Here is a 22,361-nt window from a genome sequence, read left to right as displayed (position 1 = left end):
AATTAATCTTCAGTATTTAACCATGCTTTTGCTTCTTCAAGTTCTTCCGGTTTAAAGCCTTTCGATTTTCCTGGTGTTACAACAGTAAAAACGTCGGTAAACCATTCAACACCTTTCTCGGCACTAACCACGGCAATCTTTTTCCACTTGGTAAAATTCTGCAGACCCGCTTTTATATCCTGAATCCATGCGCCCGCAGTAAAATTTTTAACATCGGTTTCAAGAACAAGCAGGTACCTGATTTCCTTAAACCGTTGCGCAGTTCTTTTTAGTCCGGTTAATAGCACATCCTTTATTTCATCACTGGTTACTTCTCCTGTGGCCCTTACGCCAAAAATATGATCTGGCAGTCCTGTTATTTCTGTTAACATATCTCTTGAGTTTATATAAGAACACGTTAATTCCTCAAGATGTTTGCTCCTTAGGTAAATTCTGAAAAGTTGTAAGCCTGATCAAACTCTTATCTGCCTGATAGTGTTATAAAAACATATTCAATAAAAACATAAAAACAACCCTATGAAAACCAATTTATTAAAACTTAGCGCACTGGTTTGTGGCGTAGCAGTTTCGCTCTCGGCCTGTACAGGAGGCACGAAAACAACAACGACAACAGATTCGACCATAATTGATTCTACAGCATCGGCAGGATTAAAACCTGCTGGTCCGGCACCGGATTGGGGCAAAACCATCAAACCGGAAATGCAAACGGTAATTGAAAAATTAGCAAGTTATGGCGATAAACCCATTGAAACGCTGAGCGCTACCGACTCCCGGAAAAACCATACCCCTACCGATGCGGTGATGGACCTGGTAAAACAGAATAATATTACCATACCAACACCCAAAGTTGATACAATGGGTAAAGACATTGATGTTAAAGGGGCAAAAATCCACTTGCGGATTTATACACCTAAAGAAGGAAGCGGACCATATCCTTTAATAGTATATTATCATGGCGGCGGTTTCGTAATTGCCAATCTGGACGTATATAACGCATCAGCCCAGGCTTTGGCTGAGCAGGTTGGTGCGATTGTGGTTTCGGTTGCCTACCGTTTAGCCCCGGAAAATAAATTTCCAACGGCACATAACGATGCTTTTGCAGCTTATGAATGGGCAGTAAAAAATGCTGTCGACTTAAAAGCCGATCCTGCAAAAATTGCTGTAGTTGGCGAAAGTGCGGGTGGAAATTTAGCTGCCAATGTTTCCATCATGGCCAGGGACAAACATATTATGGTTCCTGTGCACCAGGTGCTGGTTTATCCGATATCACAATCGAATATGGATACCGAATCGTATAAAGCTTACGAAAAGGCAAAACCTCTAAATAAAGCAATGATGGGCTGGTTTACTGAAAAATACCTGAACACGATGATTGAAGCACAGAACCCAAAAATATCGCTGGTTAATGCCAATTTAAAAGGTTTACCACCAACTACCATTATTACAGCAGAAATTGATCCCCTGCACGATGATGGCGTAATGCTTGCTGATAAATTAAAAGCATCCGGTGTTAAAGTGGATAGTAAAAATTATGAGGGTGTAACACACGAATTCTTCGGAATGGCTATTATAGTACCTGAGGCTAAAGCTGCACAGGCTTATGCTGCTGACCAGTTAAAAGCCGCTTTTAAGTAAGGAAACGAACTGGAGCGGTTTCGCTCCAGTTCGTTTTGTTTAGCGTTTGGCGCTAGGCGTTTAAAGGGCAATTGCCAAACTAAAAAACTTATTACTGCAAACTGTTCTAAGCCCCTTTTTTAGATCCCAGGCTCTGCATCAATTGATCGTAAAGATCATCGCTAGATGCTTTTTGAGGTTTCATCTTTTTAACGGTTGCGCGCTTACCTTTTGCTTTTGCACGAATAATTTTTAATAATTCGTTGCTGTAATCGTCTTTAAACGCACTTAAATCAAATTTTGAACTATATTGTTTAATTAAGGCCAAACCAACATCCATTTCTTTTTTGCTGATAGTAATATCATCAATTTTGTTGATTTCGGACAAACTCCTGATCTCCTGCTCAAATCTGATTTTGGTAATTACGATTACATGTTCCATCGGGTGAATTACACAAAGATTTTCGGTATTCCTTAATACAAAACGTGCTATGCCCGCTTTTCCTGATTTTTCTAATGCCTTCAACAATAAACCATAAGCTTTTTTGCCTTGTTTTTCGGGTTCAGTATAATAAGAGGTTTCATAATAAATTGGATTGATCTCTTTAAGGTCGACAAAATTCTCGAGTTCGATAATTTTTGTTTTTTCGGGTGCAGCTTCTTCAAAGTCGTGCTTATCCAATACAATGTATTTATCCTTTAAAAAATAGCCTTTTACTATCTTTTCGTAAGGCACTTCTTTATGGGTATTTTCGTTTACCCGTAAAAACTTAATTTTAGCATGATCGCGTTCATCGAGCATATCCAAATCGAGGTTACTGTTTTGCACCCCCGAAAACAGCTTAACCGGAATGTTTACCAAACCGAATCCGATAGCACCTTTCCATATTGATCTCATCGTTAAATATTTAATTACTAACAAGCACTGAAAAAGATTGTTTTGGCTTTATCCGTGTCAAATGCATCAAATTGGAAACTATTTAAGATATATAATGTTATTCTAATATCAACCTTATTTGAAATATGAAAATAGCCTATATATCTACCTATCCCCCACGCGAATGCGGACTGGCTACTTTTAACCATAACCTGGTTAATGCATTAAGTTTAGATCCCAATTATCATTCTGAAAGCAGTTTTGTGGTTGCTTTAAACGAATCGGACGATGTGAAAGAGCATGATTATCCAAAAGAAGTGAAATTTATTATTCGCCAGCAAAATCAGCAGGATTATATCGAAGCTGCAGATTTTATCAATAACAGTGATGTAGATAGCTGCATCATCGAACACGAATTCGGCATTTATGGCGGCAACAGCGGTGTATTTTTATTATCGCTGATCAACAGGTTAAAAAAACCTTTCATTACTATTTTACATACGGTTTTGAAGGAACCAAATTTTATGCAGCAAACCATTATTAAAGAGATTGCAGTTAAATCTTCTAAAATTGTGGTGATGAGCAAAAAAGCAGTCATGTTTTTAACCAGCATTTATCAGATTCCAAAGGCATCCATCAAATTGATTGAACATGGTGTGCCAGACCTGGAACCTATCCCTGATAATGAAATTGCACAAAGTGAACTTTTTAAAAACCGTAAAGTACTGTTTACTTTCGGCCTGATTAGCCGTAATAAAGGCTTAGAGACCGTAATTAAGGCTTTACCTGCAATTGTTGCAGAACACCCCGATGTTCTATATGTGATTTTGGGCAATACCCATCCGGGGGTGGTGAAACATAACGGAGAAGAATACCGCGATAGCTTAAAAGCTTTAGCCAAAGATTTAGGCGTAGAAAATAATATTGCTTTCGTTAATAAATTTGTTTCAGAACAAGAACTTCATCAGTATTTAACAGCCTGCACCGTTTACATTACACCTTATTTAAATGAAGCACAAATTACCAGCGGCACATTATCGTACGCCATTGGCGCAGGTGCAGCAGTAGTTTCTACCCCTTACTGGCACGCACAGGAATTGTTGGCCGATAACAGGGGAAAACTGTTCGACTTTAAGAATGATACACAATTGGCTGGCATTGTAAACGAATTGTTGAGCGATAAGGATAAGTATCAAAAACTTAGACAAAATGCCTACGAATATGGTTTAAACCTTCGCTGGCCTGCTATTGGTACCGTTTATCTTAACGTATTAAACGAAGCCATTGCAACAGGTAAAAAAGTAGAAAGGATTACGCCTCCTATTATAGATGTGGAAGCCATGCCTGTCCTTAACCTCAACCATATTGCTTTATTAACGGATGATACAGGAATTATACAACATGCCAGATTCGGTATCCCGAATTTAAAAGAAGGTTATTGTATAGATGATAACGCCAGGGCTTTGATTATGGCTTTAATGGCTACAGAGCAGGGCGAAAACCCTAAAGCATTAAAATTTATGCCGGTTTACCTGAGTTTTATCCAGTATATGCAAACTGATAATGGAAATTTCAGGAACTTTTTAAGTTTTAACCGTAATTACCTGGACGAAGTAGGCTCAGAGGATTCATTTGGCCGTACAATATGGTCATTGGGTTATCTCATATCCAGCGGGCCCAATAATTCATACCGGGAATTTGGTAAAGAATTATTCTCACATTCTATTCCGCATTTTGGTGCCTTAAACTACATCAGAGGTAAAGCAAATACCATTATTGGCCTGGCATATTATTTAAGCGCACACCCGGGCGATGAATTAATTATCAAAGAAATTAACAACCTGGCCGGCTCACTCATTGCATCCTATAAAGATAACAAAGATGGCGACTGGCATTGGTTTGAGGATATTTTAACGTATGATAATGCAATATTGCCTTTGGCCTTGCTCCATCATTATGAGGCCACCGGAAATACGACATCTTATAAAATTGCAATGGAAAGCATTGCCTTTTTAAATAGTTTTTCTTTCGAAAACGGCTACCTGAACCCTGTTGGAAATGCAGGCTGGATGAAAAAACATGGTAAGAATCCGATTTACGATCAGCAGGCTTTAGAAACAATGGCTATGGTTTTATTGTATGCCAAAGCTTTTGAAATTACTAAAGATGATCAGTACCTTAATTTAATGCACATTAGTTATCAATGGTTTCTGGGTAAAAATAGTCTGCACATTCCACTATATGATTTTGAAACACATGGTTGTGCCGATGGATTACAGTTTAACAGCGTAAACAGAAACCAGGGTGCAGAAAGTACATTGGCATATTTTATCTCGCACTTAGCTATTCTAAAAGCTGCAGAAGCAGAATACGAAACACTGTCTTCCCCCTTAGTGGAAGCCGATAAATATAGTTAGCATTATAATATTCTTAATAAGAAAGCCAGTTCAGAAATGAGCTGGCTCTTTTTGTAAATAAAAACCTCGCAGGTTTTAAAAACCTGCGAGGTTTTTCTTATCGTTTGTCAATTCAATACGTCATCCTGAATTTATTTCAGGATCTTTTTTTGCTAGTCTCTTCTGGTTGTAGCATCTCGCTACGACCTAAATAACAATAAACTTTATTTAAGTATTAACGAGACGCTAAGACCAGGAAGGTTGATATTGTCCTCGTTTGTAACGAGGATAAGTGAGAAAGGGTGATTTTATCGCCCCTTATTCTATAATTGCATTAAAATGCAAACCTCATAAATCCTCGTTGCAAACGAGGACTATTTTTTAATTATTCTCTAGCAATTTGTTTAGCAGCAATTCTAAATTCACAGTTGCAAACGACGAACTGTAATCAGATAATCCGTAAGGAATAATCAATTCGCCATTGCTGATGATTGATCCGCAGGAATATACCACATTGGGCACATAACCTTCGCGTTCATCATTATTTGGGATAATTAGGGGTTCTTTTAAATGGCCTATTTCTTTACTCGGATCTTCCAGATCTAATAAACTTACACCAATACAGTACCTGCGCATCGGGCCAACACCATGGGTAATCACAATCCAGCCTTTATCTGTTTCTATCGGAGAACCACAATTCCCGATCTGCACCAGTTCCCAATCATAACGGGGCTGTTTTAAAAGAATCGGGTTTTCCCAAACGTTTACTTTATCAGAAAACATCAGGTAATTGTTCCAGCCATCTATCCTGCTCATCATTACATATTTACCCTTTATTTTCCTTGGAAACAGCGCCAGGTTTTTATTTTGTGCGCCATCGCCATAAAGCGGGATCACCTTAAACTCATAAAAATCTTCTGTTTGTACCAGTTTAGGGATAATCAGTGAACCGTCGAATGCAGTGTAAGTGGCATAATACAATACTTTACCATCATCTTTAACAAATTTCACAAAACGGGCATCTTCAATGCCTTTACGTTCAAATTCGGAAATCGGGAAAATTACGCGGTCTGAAATGTCGGTATCTTTAGAAAAACTGATGGTGTGGTAAGTGTCAGATAACCAGAGTACTTTATCGTACTCAATCAATCTGGCAGGGTTTTCTTTATGCAGACTTTTAGAATCTTTAATGATGTTACTCAAACTGGTATATTCAAATTTATCGTCCAGTTTCGATTCAATCTCTTCCAATACCGAAGGATCAATCTGTGCGTAGGCCGCCTTTTTAAGAAATAGTTTTTTCACATAAATGGCGTTTTTAACCACTTCGGCCTCATCTACATAATTGCCAACCGGCAAAACCTGAATATTGTTGTTTTTATCAATCAAAGCACGTCGGAAAACGATAGAAGAAATATGTCCCTCACCCACGGCCCTGAAGCTGATAATAACACGTTTTTCTCCTTCTACCAGATCAGTCTGGTCGGGATCATCTACTATGCTGGGATTAAAAAAAGCGGCTGATTCAATTGAATATTCATGCGTAAAATAAGCCCCGATAAGTAACCGGGTGTACTCATCTATATCCTCAAATTCAGTACCCAATGCAATAAACTGTTTCTTTAACTTTTTGCAGTGGCGCATTAAAATTTTAGTAATGTTGCGGTGCCTTTTTGAATATTCCTGCAAAATGGGCGATACCAGTGAAAATACTTTATCGTCCGAAAACTCCAAAACCTTCCTAATTACTTCTAATGCTCTCTCCTCTCCGTTGAAAAAAAAACGGGCAATCACTCTTTTCGTATCCGGGTTAACTTTAACTGGTTTACGCTCTATGTATAATCTCATTTTTAAGCTGTTTTGATAGTAATTTTAAGCCTATACGCAATTTTGCTGCAAACTTTAATAACGGAATTTACGACATAATTGTTTATATTATTTACACTATTCATCATAATCTTTACCTTTAGAACTTTGTGATTACCCATTAATTAATCAGGCAACAAATGCATCAAGATCAATCAGAAAGTAAGTATCATCAAACCGAAACCCTGCGAACGGCAAAACTGGTCTATTATGATATTTTAGATACACCGGCAGAAAGCGCTTTTGATCAGATTGTACAACTGGCCGCAGCAAGTTTTGATGTCGCTAATGCGGGTATTTATTTTCATACAAACGATAGGATGTTTGTAAAGTCGCAGATTGGTTTAACACTGTCATTAGCACATCAACCTGCATTTTTTGCCAAAGCACCAGTTATATCACCTGATGGTTATACCATTGGGGAGATTTACGTTGCCGGTGATGAAGCCAAAGAAATAACTGAAAAACAGCTTAACATGTTAAAGTTACTGGCTGATGTGGTGATGGAAAAATTAGAATCGCGGATTGCGATCCGGAGAACTTTCAGGGCTTACGAAGATCGCTTACATGTGCTTATCCATGATCTTAAAAACCCTATGACTACGATCTTGCTTCAATCAGAACTTTTAAGCAGGATACCGGGTGTTGATGAAAAAGCCGCAATAATTGCAGGAAAAATCAATACACAATCGAAAAGGATGATTGATAACCTAAATGGCTTATTAACCAATGCAAGAAAAGAAACACACTCATTTAAACCTAAAAAAGAAAAAGTAGATCTTAAAAGCCTGCTTGAAGAGGTTAAAAATAGCCTGAATCTAATTGTTAAAGGCAAAAAACAAAACATTTTAATTGAAATCGAACATCCTGCGGAGATTTTTGGAGACCGGGATAAATTAACCCTGCTTTTTACTCAACTGATCGATAATGCCATCAAGTTTTCTCCAATTGGTAAAGAAATCAGGATATCAAACCAGATAGCCGAAAATGAGATCACGATTGTGATAAAAGATCAGGGTGTAGGGTTAACAGAAGATGACCTGGATAAAATTTTTCTGAAATTCCCGCGTTTAAGCACCTCAGCAACCAACCACGAAAATAATTATGGTTTGGGCTTGATTACCGCAAATGCACTGGTTGATATCCATAAAGGGAAATTATGGGTAGAAAGTGATGGCAAAAATTCAGGGACTACTTTTTTTGTATCGCTACCCATTAAATAGTTTAGAATCTGACAAATCGATTAATTTCATTTCTTCCAGCACTATTCTTTCAGGTAAATCAGTGCTATGGCACGACCATTTAATTAACCTGATCAAACCATTTTCAATTTCAATACCGGTAATATCACCATCGCTAAAACAACAACATCCGCTGTTAAAGTACCAGGGTTTATATTTGCCCAGGCGCGGTGGCTTATCTCCTTCTTTAATCCGCTTATGCAGTTCGTCGTTTAATGAAGCAATATCTTTTTCATTCTTCACTTTTTTAGCTTGTTTCAGTTTTACATAAATCCTTTCCAGATGTGTTAAAGAAGCAAAAACCGGCTGGTGGGTATGTCCGGTGATCAGAGCCATATTTTGCTGCTCCGCTACCCAGCTATACATCATGGTATTATGCACGGTTTTAAGCTGGTTATCGTAAGCCGGTGTATTAGGGTTAATCTGCAAGTAAGCCTGTAAAGGTGCCCATACCGTACTTACGAACCATTTGCTAAACCAGTTTCCATCGCTCTGTAAATCACCCTGATGGCCGTGGGTGAGAAAAATATCGAGTTTTCCCGCTGCGGTCGGCATCCTAAGAATAGCGCCTTCATAAATGGATATTTTTTTTCCATAAATCCTGTTGAGGTTAAAGCCCGCTAAAGGATCATTGTCCCAGTAAAGATCATGGTTTCCGAATATTTTGGTAAAGCGGTTTTCAGGGATAAAAGCCTTTTCTGCTTCGAACGTATCTTTATTGTGTTTAATAACCGATTCCAATAAATTCTCCCAGAGCTCTTCACTATCGCCTAAATTAATATAATGAAAGTGGTGTTGATGATAGTGATCGAGTGCTTTCAGGTAATTTTTTTCGGCTAAAGAGAAATCATCGGCAAAATCGCGTGCACCCTTATGCTGGTCAGACAGGATTATAAATTTATCGGCATCCGTAATTTCGAAAATCAGGCCACGTTTGCCCGGTTCGTTATTAATGGTTGTATATAGTTTGCTTAAAGCATCATGAATGCGTTTACGATCTGGACTGGAATTATACTTATTCGACATGCGGATAATCCAGGCACTGAGTAAACGTTGTAAGAATTTGCGCATGTAAAAAATGTGTTTTCGCTTCTGATATCGATTTAAGATAACAAAAAATATAGGTAATCGTTTTTTATCGTTTCATCATTTCTTCTACCACCTCGTCATTTCGACTGCCAGAGATCGTCATTTCGAGCGAAGTGCAACGCAGCCGAGAAATCTATTATCAATTAAGATTTTATCGTTTTTATTTACAGTAAACTTTATGCGATTCACATTTGGCTACAATATTAAAACAATTGTTTTTTGTTGACCATATAAGGCATGTAAGGCTCATATAAGAAAAAAGATTCTTCATTGTGTTCAGGATCACAGAATGGTTGTGTTTCTCCGTGTAAATCAGTGAGTCCGTGGCTAAAAAGTTCATTAGTCATTGGCCATTGGTTTATTGGTTCGCAAAATGCAGAAAGTTTACACGGTATTAATCAGTGCTAAAATTTTATTCCACCAATAATTTTTACTAAATTTGTTAGCATTGAAAAGATCAGGAAGCGCAGATTTACCATTACATTATGGTCATGTTCCCCCATGGCTGGCTAAACGCATGGCTGCACTCGGCCTTGCGATAACAGAAGCTATTATTTTAGAATATGGAAAAGCCGAAGTGATACGCCGTTTAAGCAGCCCTTTCTGGTTCCAGAGTTTGGGTGCGGTAATGGGTATGGACTGGCATTCGTCAGGAATAACCACTTCTGTAATTGGTGCTTTAAAAAAATCCATTAATCCGCTTTCAAAAGAACTCGGCATTTATATTTGTGGAGGAAAAGGTAAATACAGCAGGGAAACACCTCATGAACTTTTAAGAATCGCTGATAAAACCGGGCTTAATGGCACCGAACTGGTGCGCGCAAGTAAACTGAGTGCCAAAGTTGATAACACGGCCATACAAGATGGCTTTCAATTGTATCTGCACAGCTTTATTTTAAGCAGTGATGGCGATTGGGCAGTTGTACAGCAGGGCATGAGCGATAGCAGCTCTACCGCCAGACGATACCACTGGCATTCGGAAAACCTGAAATCCTTTATTGAAGAACCACATACCGGGATTTGCGGCATAAATCAGGGCAAGATTTTAAACCTTACCTCCAACGATGCGGATAAAACCAGGCAAAGTATGATGGGTATCACCACTGAATCGCCAACGCGCATGCTCGGTGAAATACAAAAACTGGTGCTCCCCAATCATCATGATGTAAGATCAAAAGATATAGATTTAAAACGTTTGGGCAGTATTTTGTGGCTGGCACAGGAAAAGAAACCAAGCGATTTTGAAGAATTATTATTGCTTGAAGGTATGGGGCCGCGCACATTGCAATCAATGGCTTTGGTGAGTGAAGTAATTTATGGTACGCCATCACGTTTTAACGATCCTGCACGTTATTCTTTCGCCAACGGTGGTAAGGATGGCCATCCATTCCCCGTTCCAGTAAATGTATTCGACGAAACGATAAAGGTTTTGAGAAATGCGGTAGAAAAAGCGAAAATCGGAAATTCAGACAAGCAGCAGGCCATAAAATCATTACACCTGATTGCGCAGAATGCAGAAAAAGATTTTGTACCAAATATGGATTTTGAAAAAGTGATTGCAAAAGAAAGAGCTGATAGCTGGAAATACGGTGGCAGAACTGTATTCGGAAAAGAAAAACCACCAGTTGATGCACAGTTGAAGCTTTTTTAGAGTTTAATGACAGGGGAATCAAATAACCAAAATTCAATTTTCAATAATCAATACCTACCGCATTAGGGTTCATCGATAATTTCTTAATGTTCTTAATTTATTAATAGTTAAGGTGTCCGAAAGCCAGAAGATACAGAGCAGAAAGAAATATTTAAACCCAACTTTGTGCTTTTGTGCCTTAGTGGTAAAAAAATAGCCACGGAGACTCAGAAAACACGGAAGATTAAATGCGTGGATGGTATTTAAAATAACCAAAGTTCAATGATCAATATCTACCGTAGGATTCACCAATAACCCCTTAATTTCTTAATGGTCAGGAAAATAGAATTAATTCAGGAGTCAGATGTCCGATAGCCAGAAGATGCAGAGCAAAAAGAAATATAAACCCAACTTTGTGCATTTGTGCCTTAGTGGTAAAAAAATAGCCACGAAAAATTCGAAATATTAAACGGTATAGCTATCACCTAATCAACCATGATACATCAACCTATAAAACATCAACCTCTAAAACCTAGGGCAAGGTACTTTAAAACCCTTGAAGTTATTGTGCCTGAAAATAAATGAAAGTTCGTAAGTGCGTGGTGTAGCGCTTAATAATTTACTCCCATAAACTGTATAATTCATTCCGGCACTAACATTTCCCATAGCTACACCGATATAAGGATAAAATGAAGCTTCGTTAAACTTGTACCACATGCCGAAGTTCAGTTTCATTTTGGTTTCATCGCCAGGTTTTAACCCCAAAACTGTTCCGAAAATCACGTCCCGGTTATTTTTCTGAGCATTATATACACCGGTTAAATTTAAATCAACATTATTGTTTAACAGGTAAAACAGACCAAAATTAACTGTTTTCCGTGCTGAAACAATATCAGTACTATTGCTCAGTAAAGTCTCCTGTGGTTTGGTAAGGTGATATTGAGCATAGCCGATTGCAAAACTCCAATAATCGAATGTGGCGGCAAAATTGGCACCAATATTCAAGTCAAAGTAAGAGGTTTTATCATTCTTTAAATCGAGGTAATTTGGCATCGCAGTATTAAAACCACCATCACCATTGTATTGGGATGCAAAAGTGAGTTTATTGTAATCGAGGTATTTTGACACGTACGATACCTGTGGTGCCAACCCAAATTTAAAACGGTGCTCCTCATCCATATATTGATAGTAGGAAATGCTGGCACTGATATATTGCGACTTTAAAGCTTTGTTTAACGATTCATCGAAAAGTCCGCTTAATCCCAAACTGAAATAGCTATTGATAAAATTTTCATCTTCTACCAGTTTTAAGTCACCTGAAACACTGTAGGTATTATAGGGATCGCCAAGATTGCCCCATTGTTGTCTGGTATTGGCCGCAATGCGGTAATCACCGTCAAAAAAACCTGTAAATGCCGGGTTTAGCGTTAATGGCGCCGCGAAGTATTGCGAAAACTTCGGATCCTGTGCCGAACAACATAAGGTAGCTAAGCACAAAAATAAAATAAGTAGCGGTTTGTGCATTATAGTATGAGTATGGTTTTTCCTTTTGACTGAAATTTATCCCCGAATGTATCTATGCCTTCAGCAAACCACGAAAATGTTTCTAAAGGTTGCATCTGGCTCTTAAATTGTCCATCCCAGCCACCGTTGGCCAAGGTATCGCTCTGATAAACTAAAATACCCCATTTGTTGTATACCTTAAAGCTGATCAGTTTTTGTATACTTACCAAAAACGGGTATAAACGGTTATTGGTTTCCTTTTGTGGTGTAAATGCGGTTGGAACAACGATTTTTGGCTGTGGTAAAACTTCCAGTTCAACCGGGGCCGAAGAAATGCAGCCACTTTCGTTCTGGATGGCAATATAATAAACCCCTGCCCTGTTTATCCTTTTGGGATCTGTTAACGGCCGTTTTAAATCTGCATCCTCAAAATATCCGGCTTTTACGTATACACTGCTTCCTTTGGTAATTTCGGGCGCTGTTAAATCGATAAACGAATTGTCAAAAACAGCTTTGGGCTTGTTAATCACAATGGTTGGCGCAGTATTAAATGTTACTTCAATTTTACCAGTTGTATAACAGCCGCCGTTATTAACCGCTCTTATATAATACGTTCCGGCTTTCGTAATTGCTTTGGGATAAGCAATTTTGTTCGTTAAGGCTTCATCATAAAAAAAAGTATAATTTAAATGATCTGTAGAGCCATTATAAAGTGCAGGATTAGTGAGATCAACTTGATCAGGATGGCAGGCAGCATCCGGATTTTTAACCACAAGAACAGGGATATCGTTAATAACCACCTCTATTTTATTGCTCACAGTACAACCATCAGCATTTATAGCTTTTACATAATACGTACCCGATTGATTGATGTGTGTAGGATCAACAACCAGGTTGTTTAACGCTTCATCGTTATAAAAACTGTATTTAAGATTCGCATCGCTACCCAAAAAATGATCGGCAGTGGTAATATCTACCTTCGCTGGAATGCAAACGGGTTTGGGGTTGCTTACTTTTAGCAAAGGTTTATCTTTGATGACCACATCTATAGCAATAATTTTGCTGCAGTGCATCTGGTTAGACAGCCTGACAAAATATTTTCCCGATTTACTGATATGTTTCGGATCGCCAAGCGGCTGATTGGCAGCCCCATCTTCAAAATAAGACCGGGCGATACCATTTAAATCACCACTGTAGAGGGCTTCGTTTGTAATATCAACACTTTCTGAATAGCAGACGGCATCAGGATTTTTAACACTGATATCTGCTGCATTAAATACCGAAATATCAATGGGTACCACACTTTCGCAGCCTTTGTTATTATTTCCTTTGATATAAAAGGTTTTATCGTCCGTTATTTTAACAGCTCCAGTTACAGGTCTGGTTAAATCTTTGTCTTCAAAAACCTGATAGGTAAAGCCATCTGTTTTATTTAAAATATATTTTGAGTCTAAAAGATCTATTTCGGCGTTTTGACAAACTACATCCTGCTTTAAAACCTTAAGTTCGTAATCTATGCCATGAATCTGGGTACTTACCGTGCCCGGGCAACCAAATCCCGGATAAGGAACCAGATCAAGCAAAATGCGTGAGTTATCAGCTGGTTTAGGTTTAATATTAATCGTTTGGCCAGATCCATATTTTATAGATCTGTCTGCATTGTACCAATTATAAGTCTGGTAACCACTCGGTCCTGTCAAGTCAATTGCCTCAGCGCTGGCGCAATAGGTATTACCGGTAACGGCTTCACCAAAAATATTATTGATATCTACATAAGCATACCCAAAATGTTGCCCCCTTGAGCAATCGGTACTGATAAATTCTATAAGCAGTTGCTTGCCCTGATAGCCAGACAGGTTGATGGTTACCGGCGACCAATCTTTATATATTACACTCTCATATTCTGTTGATTTTTTAAAACCAGGAAGTGAAGAGGTGGCCACATATTCGAATGATGCACATGGAATATACTCGTTTTTTTCCATGTCTTTTATTCGTGCAATAAACCTCGGCTGCTCAAAAGGTTCGTGATCGGGATCTTCTAAAACAACTGCGTACTGATAGGTTAACGTAAATTCAGGCCTGTCAGCCGGAACCGTTAATTGATACGATATTCCGTCAATCTGCGCACCGGTAACATTATTGCCCAGTTTAACTGAAAAATTCCCGCCCGAAGGTGCAACTACGGGGAAGCCACCATACGGATCGATCAGTTTTTTATTATTAATAATACTGATCCTGTTTGAAATCGGTTTAGCTAACTCATTCATCGTAACAACATTTTTGTTGTTTTCTATCGCTATCGAACCTGCATAAATCTTCCAGTTCTGAAAATTGCCATTTTCAAATCCAATATTCTCCGGAGAGGATTGCGCATGTAATTTAGATGGCATAGCAACACTGGCTATGAGCAACATCAAAAACAATCGGTATACCACGGGATGATTTAAACAGTTATGATATAAAAATATTGTTTTCGTATATTCAACGATGTTATGTCAGGGCAAAGTCATGGTTTTTTACACGAAATCCGGTACTGATAAATGAGTATAACAAAACAATACTTTCGCTGTATATACAGGCAAAAATCCACAATCGATTGATTTTTAAGCGCTTTCGAACTAACCTATCCTATCCTACAACAATGAACCAACTTATCTGACCGGTTTTTTTAGTGATTAGTTGCAGGGTAAAACCAGCTTTTTTTTACATGAAATGGCAAAAAATTATTTACACCGGAATCATTTATGCCCCTGGTGGTATGTTTAGGCAGGCTTAAAGCAGATGAAAACAAATACAACACTAATTTGTTAAACTAAATCAATTAAGAAAATTATTATGGAAAAGCTATATACGGCTGAAGTTACAGCAACTGGAGGAAGAGACGGACATATTAAATCGAGCGATGGAATTTTAGATTTTGATTTAAGAAAACCAAAAGAATTAGGCGGACAAGGTGGTGCAACAAATCCGGAAGAATTATTTGCAGCAGCCTGGGGACCTTGTTACTTAGGGGCATTAGGTTCGGTAGCAGAACGTGATGGCGTTGATGTTAGCGAAGCAAATGTTAAAGTATTAGTTTCGTTTAATAAAGATGGAAATTCATTTGTGCTTTCAGCAGATCTTGATGTACATATCCCTGGAATTTCGCATGAAGAAGCACAGGCTTTGGCAGACAAAGCACACCGTGCCTGTCCATATTCAAAAGCCACTAAAGGAAATATTGAGGTAAGGGTAACAGCGGTTTAATATCCTTCGACTACGCTCAGGATGCCAAAACAAGTGTTCCGAACGAAATAAAAAAGTCCCGATTAATTTTAATCAGGACTTTTTTGTTTTCAGATGATAACATCTTACAGCGCAGTTATTTCGGATTAAATAGCTTCTTCCACAATTCTTGTATTGGCCGGACGGCCATTTTTAAAGGCATCGCGGGTTTTTAAGCCCAAAAGTTCGAACATGGCCATATCATCTACAAAAGCAGGATTTGGTGTTGTTAATAATTTATCACCGGCGAAAATAGAACTTGCACCCGCCATAAAACAGAAAGCCTGCTCAAGCGTACTCATTTCATTCCTTCCTGCCGATAAACGTACTACCGAGTTTGGCATAACAATACGTGCCGTTGCAATCATTCTTACCATATCCCAGATCGGAACACGTGGTTGATTTTCTAATGGCGTTCCTTTTACCGGAACCAATGCATTAACCGGAACGGATTCAGGATGTGTTTCCATATTTGATAACGTCTGTAACATCGAAACACGGTCCTCAACTGTTTCGCCCAAACCAATAATACCACCGCTACAAACTGTTAATTTCGCTTTACGTACGTTTTTGATCGTATTTAAACGGTCATCATAAGTTCTGGTAGAAATAATGCGTTTATAATCATCTTCTGAGGTATCAATATTGTGGTTATAAGCATATAAACCGGCATCGGCTAAACGTTGTGCCTGATGTTCGGTAAGCATCCCCAAAGTACAGCAAACTTCCATATCCATATCGTTTACCGCCTTAACCATTTCAATTACGCGGTCGAAATCACGGTTATCACGTACTTCGCGCCAGGCAGCGCCCATGCACAAACGTGATGCACCGCCCTCTTTAGCTTTTACCGCAGCACTAACCACCTGGCTCACCTGCATCATCGGCTGTACCTCTACATCAGTATGGTAACGTGCAGCCTGCGGGCAATAAGAACAATCTTCTTTGCAACCGCCGGTTTTAATGGAAATTAATGAGCTTACCTGAACCTCGTTATAATCTTTATTTTCTCTGTGAATGCTTGCGGCTTCGTAAACGAGGTCTAAAAATGGCCTGTTATAAATTTCGTATATTTCTTCTTTTGTCCAATCGTGTCTTGTCGTTTGCATGTGGATCAGATTTTACAGATTTAATTTTTATGTAGTCTTAGTTAATTAACAGGATTAGGATTTGGTTTACAGACATCAATCCTGCCAACCTAAAATCATTAAATCCTGGATTTATAGTAAAAGTTTACTGGCCAATCCCAAAATTAAAAGGAAACCAAAAACGTCGGTAAAAGTAGTAATAATTATAGATGATGCAATGGCAGGATCGATACCAACCCTTTTTAAAATAAGTGGGATACCTGCTCCTGTAATACCTGCAATAACCAGATTACCCGTCATAGCCAGGAAGATAACTAAACCAAGCATCGGATTTCCGTCAAAAAAGAAAGCAAAAATAAATACGATTAATCCGTTAGATGCACCATTGATCAAGCCTACCGTAAACTCTTTTAAAACCGTCCTGTAAGCCTGTTTATCTGTTAAATCGTAAAGTGAAATACGCCTAACCGTTACCGCCAGGGCCTGTGTAGCCGCATTTCCTCCCATTCCGGCAATAATGGTCATATAAGCAGCCAAAGATGGAATCAGCTTTATAGTCGGATCAAAATAACGAACCACAGAAGAAGCTAAAAATGCCGTTCCGAGGTTGATAATCAGCCATGGTAAACGTGATTTTACCGCCTCTACCCAGTTACCGCTTAATTCCTCATCTTCTGATACCCCCGATATTTTAAGGATATCTTCGGTACTTTCTGCCTCCATTACGTCGATTACGTCATCGAAAGTTACGCGACCCAATAATTTCTGGTTTTCATCTATTACCGGGATACTGGTTAAATTGTATTGTGAAATCAGGTTGGCCACCTCTTCCTGATCTGTATCGGGATGAACATAAACGGCATCCTCTTTAACCAGCTCCGTTATTTTGGCGTTGTGTTTAGCCTTAATAATATCTTTTAACGAAACAATACCTTTAAAAATTTCCTCGTCATCTACCACATATATGGTGTAAAACTCCTCCATTTCTTCGCTCTGACGGATAATTTCGTCAATCGCGTCCTTTTTAGTCAGATTGATGTTCACACAGATCAGTTCTGTGTTCATCAAACCACCGGCGGTTTTTTCGTCGTAGGTTAAAAGATTACGGATTTCGGAAGCATGGTCTTCAGTAAGGTCTTCTAAAATCTCTTTCTGCTCATGGTCTTCCAGCTGGGAAATGATATCCGTAGCATCGTCATAATCCAGCTCCTCAACAATTTCGGTACGTTTATCGGGATGAAGTTCAAAAAGTAAATCCTCGGGATGGGATTCTTCATCCATTTCCGAGATGATTTCGGAGGCAATTTCTGCAGGAAGCAGATTGATGATATGCCGTTGTTCAGATTTATCCAAACGTTCGAACAAAATCGCGATTTCTGAGGCATGATATTCCTCTAAAACTATTTTTAAAGTTTCATCGCCGGCTAAAATTGCATTTTTAACCTTAAGTACGTCGCTTTTATCTATTTCGAATGACTGCATCTATAAACCTAACCAAAATGCCCTAAAGCTACTAAAATTAAAAACTGAATTTTACAAAATCCTGCATTATCTTTCCTGCATTATTAAACAGTAACTTTATTTTTCTTCTTCAACATTTCAAGGTGCTTTTTCGGATCAAAGTCTTTTACAAACTCGCTGTCAATTCCAACCTGAAGTGCATCTCTCAAAATTTTAATTTTATTCTCCTCATCTTCCAATAGTCTCAAACCTGCACGAATAACTTCACTCGCATTTTTAAATCTCCCTTCAACAATTTTTTGCTCAACAAAATTTTCAAAGTGATTTCCCAAGGCAACAGATGTATTTCTTCCCATGATATCAATTTAATTAGATAATTGAAGTTACCAAAAATTGGTACATTTTAAACTAAAGTTTCATTTAACTTAATCATTTCTTTAAAATGATAATAATTCTAATTTAATGTTTTTGCTGAGAGAATTCAATAAATACGTCGTCATTTCGAGCGGAGTGCAACGCAGCCGAGAAATCTGCCTCGAGATAGATCTCTCCGCTCCACTGCGTTCCGGTCGAGATGACGAAGTTTTTTATTGGGTTCAGAACAAATACTATTTAAACCAGCCCTTGCGCCAAAAATAAATCACCTGTATGATGGCAATCACGCCCATCACAATCCAGGTATATAAATAACCATGCGCCGCGTATAATTCGGGCATATTATCTTTTAATATTTTACCTGTTGCCGGGTCTTCCCTGCTGAAATTCATTCCATAAATACCTGCAATAAAGGTTAAAGGAATAAAAATGGACGAGATAATGGTCAGAACCTTCATAATTTCATTCATCCGGTTACTGATGATCGATAAATTCATATCAATGTTGGCCGAAGCAATCTCCTTTAACGATTCAATAAAATCAATAATCTGGATGCAATGATCGTAAGCATCTTTCATATAAGTTTTGGTGAGATCGGATATCAAAGGACTATCCGTACGGATAATATCGTTCAGCTTGTCTCTTTCCGGCCAGGCAACCTTCCTGATCATGATTAACGACCTTTTAATGGCCTGGGTATCGTACATAATCCGCTTATCGGGGTGATCATACAATCGGTCTTCAATCGCATCCAGTTCTTCGCCCCAGAAGTTTAAAAGGGTGAAATAATTATCAACAATCACATCCATAATGGCATACATTAAATAACTGCTGCCACCAATACGGATGTTGCCCTTCCCTACTTCTAAACGTTTCCTTACCGGATCGAAACAATCGGCATAAGTTTCCTGGAAAGTAATCAGGGTACGCTCAGATAGAATAAATGATATCTGATCGTTGCAAAGCGTATCATCATCGCCCAGGTAGAGGTGCCTGCTTACCGAAAAAATGTACTTATCGTTGTCGTATTCGTCTAACTTAGGCCGCTGGTAAGAACTGGTAATGTCCTCGAGCACCAACCTGCTGATATCTAATTTGGAATAAAGCGTTTCAAATATATTGGGATCTGCCAGGCCTTTAATATCGAACCAATAATAAAAAGCCTTATTTTCAACCAGTTTATCAATGTTATTGATATTATCCAGCTTTACACTTTTATAGGTTTTCTCATCGTAGGTATGAAGCGTGATAATCGGCTTTAAAGCTTCCTCATCAATGGCATACAAGCCCGGACTGGTGCCTGGCGCAGGTACCTTATAATGTTTATGGCGATGGCGTGGTTTGTTTTTTCCCATGATGTTATAAATATAGCCGGGCTTGCGGTCCCTGGTTAAATAACAGATCAACAATACTTAAGTTGGGTAAAAATTGATGTTTATCTTCAAAAACCTGATAATATGGCTTATTGTTTACAATATCTTCCTGTTTTTTAGGGTTCATCATTGAGCGGAAATCTAGCTCCGGTGTTACATCATCAAGGTATTCGGATGTTACACCAAAGGTTTTATTCAGCTTTAATTTTTTGTTCAGCCATTCCAACAGCTCGAGATTATAATCAAACAAAAATTCAAATTTGTGCTGATAAAAGCGTGATAGTTCATCTTCATAAAATTCGAAATAAGCAGAACTTCTGTAACAGGTTTCCAAACTTAGCCAATGTAAACGCTGCCAGTTAAAATCATAGCTAATCCGTACATCCTTCATTTTCGTATGTGTTTTAGCACCTTTAACCACCGGTACGGTTAAGTCTAACTTGCCATTAGGCGAATAAATACTGGCCCTGTTGCGATAAGTTTGCTTGGCTAAATGTTCATGTTTTTCGATTAAAAAATCTTCGCCCAGCTTTTGTAATAAACTGAAGTAACCAACAGGTGGAAGATAAAATAATGGAAGTATAGCTGTATTCTGCATTTGAAAATTTATGTTTGTAACTGAAACGTTTTAAAAATAATGATTAGAAGAGGGATTGCGCACGTTGGCGTATTTTTTTTATACATGCTGTCGCTACTTCCCCTGCCATTGCTGTTTTTTTTTTGCAAGATTACTATATTATCTGCTTTATTACATAACAGGCTATAGAAAAAAAGTAGTAAGGGATAATCTGACCCAATCTTTTCCCGAAAAATCTGCAGCTGAAATTAAGACCATCGAAAAGAAATTTTTTCTTTATCTGGCCAGGTTGATTTTTGAAATTATCAAAATGACCAGCATTTCTAAAGCCGAAACCTTACGCCGGGTAAAATTTACCGGTTTGGAGCAATTGGAGGCTCATTTTAAAGCCGGAGAAAGTGTATTGGCCTGTACTGGGCATTACGGTAACTGGGAATTGGGTACTTTAGCACTTGGATTAAGTATTTCGGCCAAAACAATGGTTATTTTTAAACCCATTAACAATAAGATTTTTGAAACCTGGTTCGATTGTATGCGTACCAAATACGGCAATGTTTTTATTGCCATGCGGCAAACCCTACGTGGAATGGCCGCGTATAAAAATGAACCTACACTTTTGTGTTTTGCAAGCGATCAATCTCCTACGCGCGAAGAAGCTAAATACTTTGTTGATTTTATGCACCAGCCTACCGCAGCACTTCTGGGTGTAGAAAAAATCGCAAAATCGACCAAAAGGCCAATATATTATTTTAAGGTTAACGTAATAAAAAAAGGCTACTATCATGTAGAAGTATTACCGATGTGCCTCGAACCCTGCAAAATGAATGAATTTGAAATCACCGATCTGCATTTTAAATTTTTAGAAGATATTATTAAAGAACAGCCCCAATATTGGCTCTGGAGCCATAAGCGCTGGAAGTTTAAACCCGAATAACAGAATGAACCCATCAGTAGCCATTGTAATTTTAAACTGGAATGGAAAAGCATATTTAAATCAGTTTTTGCCCGGAATTTTAAGTTCCGAATATGATAACCTGCAGATAATTGTGGGCGATAATGCCTCAACCGACGACTCGGTTGAATTTCTGGAGCAGAATTTTCCGACTGTTAAAATCATTAAGAACGATCAGAATTATGGTTTTGCCGGAGGTTATAATAAAGTTTTGGAACGTGTAGAAGCCGATTATTTTATCCTGCTCAATTCTGATGTGGAAGTAACGCCAAACTGGATCAAACCAGTGATTAGCCTGATGGAAAGCGATGCGCAGATTGCAGCGGCACAGCCAAAAATAAAATGGCAGCTCAATAAAAACCAGTTCGAATATGCCGGTGCTGCCGGTGGATACCTTGATATTTACTCCTTTCCGTTTTGCCGCGGCAGGCTTTTTAACGTTTATGAGCACGACAATGGCCAGTATAATGAGCAAAAAGAAGTTTTTTGGGCCAGTGGCGCAGCGTTTTTTATCAAAAGCAAATACTGGAAAGAAACCGGAGGATTAGATGCCGATCTTTTTGCCCACATGGAAGAAATAGATCTTTGCTGGCGTTTAAAAAACCTTGGTTATAAGATTATGTATTGTGCTGATGCTGAAGTTTATCATGTTGGCGGTGGCACTTTGCAAACCGAAAACCCTTTTAAAACTTATCTCAATTTCAGGAATAACCTCATCATTATGCAGAAAAACCTTCCTGCTGGTGATGCCGTTTTCAGGATTACCATCCGCATGTTTATTGATTTTATAGCCTGGTGGCATTTTTTACTCACAGGGAAGCCCAAATTCACTATGGCGGTAACAAAGGGACATTGGCATTTCCTGAAGTCCTTATCAAAAACAAACAAAAAACGAAAGGTAGTTCAAAAAACTTACTCCGAACATACCGGGGTATACCATAACAGTATTGTTTGGGCGTTTTTTATTAAGAAAATCAGATATTTTTCGCGATTGACATAGAAAGTGTAACGGAGTAAGCTTTGTGCAATTGATTAACTACAAGTTGTTATTG

The 22,361-nt window shown here is 38.4% G+C and carries 18 protein-coding genes; 7 read left to right on the top strand and 11 right to left on the bottom strand.

Annotated features, from left to right (window positions below; all coding sequences use genetic code 11):
* Nucleotides 1-2: 2 nt before the first annotated feature.
* Entirely contained in the window at nucleotides 3-371 is a 369-nt protein-coding gene (locus DRW42_RS11220) for a SpoIIAA family protein (RefSeq protein WP_113948922.1), read from the bottom strand.
* A gap of 145 nt (nucleotides 372-516) precedes the next feature.
* On the opposite strand from DRW42_RS11220, the gene DRW42_RS11215 reads away from it, so the two are divergent.
* The gene (locus tag DRW42_RS11215; protein WP_113948921.1) at nucleotides 517-1,635 is read left to right on the top strand and encodes an alpha/beta hydrolase; all 1,119 of its coding nucleotides are present in this window, start codon (nucleotides 517-519) and stop codon (nucleotides 1,633-1,635) included.
* Nucleotides 1,636-1,741: 106 nt separating this feature from the next.
* Here DRW42_RS11215 and ku read toward each other — a convergent pair whose 3' ends face one another.
* Nucleotides 1,742-2,512, bottom strand: coding sequence for a non-homologous end joining protein Ku (gene ku / locus DRW42_RS11210; protein WP_113948920.1), 771 nt, complete (start codon nucleotides 2,510-2,512; stop codon nucleotides 1,742-1,744).
* 125 nt (nucleotides 2,513-2,637) lie between these two features.
* On the opposite strand from ku, the gene DRW42_RS11205 reads away from it, so the two are divergent.
* A complete protein-coding gene (locus DRW42_RS11205; protein ID WP_113948919.1) occupies nucleotides 2,638-4,908 on the top strand; it encodes a glycosyltransferase family 4 protein in 2,271 nt (756 codons plus the stop codon).
* A gap of 360 nt (nucleotides 4,909-5,268) precedes the next feature.
* On the opposite strand, the gene DRW42_RS11200 is transcribed toward DRW42_RS11205, so the two are convergent.
* Nucleotides 5,269-6,735 carry a glycoside hydrolase family 130 protein gene (locus DRW42_RS11200; protein ID WP_113948918.1) on the bottom strand — a complete coding sequence of 489 codons (1,467 nt, stop codon included), beginning with the start codon at nucleotides 6,733-6,735 and terminating at the stop codon, nucleotides 5,269-5,271.
* Between the two features lie 158 nt (nucleotides 6,736-6,893).
* Here DRW42_RS11200 and DRW42_RS11195 point away from each other — a divergent pair, with 158 nt between their 5' ends.
* Nucleotides 6,894-7,976 (top strand): sensor histidine kinase, encoded by a 1,083-nt coding sequence (locus DRW42_RS11195; RefSeq protein WP_113948917.1) that lies wholly within the window; start codon nucleotides 6,894-6,896, stop codon nucleotides 7,974-7,976.
* On the opposite strand, the gene DRW42_RS11190 is transcribed toward DRW42_RS11195, so the two are convergent.
* On the bottom strand, nucleotides 7,962-9,065 hold the full coding sequence (locus tag DRW42_RS11190) for a metallophosphoesterase (RefSeq protein ID WP_113948916.1): 1,104 nt from the start codon (nucleotides 9,063-9,065) through the stop codon (nucleotides 7,962-7,964). The genes DRW42_RS11195 and DRW42_RS11190 overlap by 15 nt on opposite strands.
* 466 nt (nucleotides 9,066-9,531) lie before the next feature.
* Between DRW42_RS11190 and DRW42_RS11185 the strand changes: the two genes are divergently transcribed.
* Complete coding sequence (locus tag DRW42_RS11185; protein ID WP_113948915.1) at nucleotides 9,532-10,734, top strand: DUF763 domain-containing protein; 1,203 nt, start codon at nucleotides 9,532-9,534, stop codon at nucleotides 10,732-10,734.
* Nucleotides 10,735-11,238: 504 nt separating this feature from the next.
* Here the strand turns inward: DRW42_RS11185 and DRW42_RS11180 are convergent.
* Together DRW42_RS11180 and DRW42_RS11175 are read right to left on the bottom strand one after the other, a co-directional pair.
* A complete protein-coding gene (locus DRW42_RS11180) occupies nucleotides 11,239-12,237 on the bottom strand; it encodes a PorP/SprF family type IX secretion system membrane protein (RefSeq protein WP_113948914.1) in 999 nt (332 codons plus the stop codon).
* The gene (locus tag DRW42_RS11175; RefSeq protein WP_158544327.1) at nucleotides 12,237-14,609 is read right to left on the bottom strand and encodes a gliding motility-associated C-terminal domain-containing protein; all 2,373 of its coding nucleotides are present in this window, start codon (nucleotides 14,607-14,609) and stop codon (nucleotides 12,237-12,239) included. The genes DRW42_RS11180 and DRW42_RS11175 overlap by 1 nt, the downstream gene beginning before the upstream one ends.
* 445 nt (nucleotides 14,610-15,054) lie before the next feature.
* On the opposite strand from DRW42_RS11175, the gene DRW42_RS11170 reads away from it, so the two are divergent.
* Nucleotides 15,055-15,465, top strand: a complete 411-nt coding sequence (locus DRW42_RS11170; RefSeq protein ID WP_113948912.1) for an organic hydroperoxide resistance protein — start codon at nucleotides 15,055-15,057, stop codon at nucleotides 15,463-15,465.
* A 125-nt stretch (nucleotides 15,466-15,590) separates the two neighbouring features.
* On the opposite strand, the gene bioB is transcribed toward DRW42_RS11170, so the two are convergent.
* The 5 genes from bioB to DRW42_RS11145 form a co-directional block, all read right to left on the bottom strand.
* Nucleotides 15,591-16,592, bottom strand: coding sequence for a biotin synthase BioB (bioB, locus tag DRW42_RS11165; protein ID WP_113948911.1), 1,002 nt, complete (start codon nucleotides 16,590-16,592; stop codon nucleotides 15,591-15,593).
* Nucleotides 16,593-16,703: 111 nt separating this feature from the next.
* Nucleotides 16,704-18,053: a magnesium transporter gene (gene mgtE / locus DRW42_RS11160; RefSeq protein WP_113948910.1), complete on the bottom strand. Its 1,350-nt coding sequence runs from the start codon at nucleotides 18,051-18,053 to the stop codon at nucleotides 16,704-16,706.
* A gap of 83 nt (nucleotides 18,054-18,136) precedes the next feature.
* Complete coding sequence (locus DRW42_RS11155; RefSeq protein ID WP_113948909.1) at nucleotides 18,137-18,388, bottom strand: type II toxin-antitoxin system ParD family antitoxin; 252 nt, start codon at nucleotides 18,386-18,388, stop codon at nucleotides 18,137-18,139.
* A gap of 252 nt (nucleotides 18,389-18,640) precedes the next feature.
* Nucleotides 18,641-19,762 (bottom strand): magnesium/cobalt transporter CorA, encoded by a 1,122-nt coding sequence (gene corA / locus DRW42_RS11150; protein ID WP_167437804.1) that lies wholly within the window; start codon nucleotides 19,760-19,762, stop codon nucleotides 18,641-18,643.
* A gap of 4 nt (nucleotides 19,763-19,766) precedes the next feature.
* The gene (locus DRW42_RS11145; protein ID WP_113948908.1) at nucleotides 19,767-20,378 is read right to left on the bottom strand and encodes a WbqC family protein; all 612 of its coding nucleotides are present in this window, start codon (nucleotides 20,376-20,378) and stop codon (nucleotides 19,767-19,769) included.
* Between the two features lie 55 nt (nucleotides 20,379-20,433).
* Here DRW42_RS11145 and DRW42_RS11140 point away from each other — a divergent pair, with 55 nt between their 5' ends.
* Both DRW42_RS11140 and DRW42_RS11135 read left to right on the top strand, forming a co-directional pair.
* Nucleotides 20,434-21,291: a lysophospholipid acyltransferase family protein gene (locus DRW42_RS11140; protein ID WP_341866229.1), complete on the top strand. Its 858-nt coding sequence runs from the start codon at nucleotides 20,434-20,436 to the stop codon at nucleotides 21,289-21,291.
* A 4-nt stretch (nucleotides 21,292-21,295) separates the two neighbouring features.
* Nucleotides 21,296-22,309, top strand: a complete 1,014-nt coding sequence (locus DRW42_RS11135; RefSeq protein ID WP_113948906.1) for a glycosyltransferase family 2 protein — start codon at nucleotides 21,296-21,298, stop codon at nucleotides 22,307-22,309.
* Nucleotides 22,310-22,361 lie beyond the last annotated feature (52 nt).

Origin of the sequence: Pedobacter miscanthi (assembly GCF_003315595.1) — a bacterium.
In the GTDB taxonomy this organism is placed as follows: Bacteria; Bacteroidota; Bacteroidia; order Sphingobacteriales; family Sphingobacteriaceae; genus Pedobacter; species Pedobacter miscanthi.
This window is presented reverse-complemented; position numbering and strand designations above follow the sequence as displayed.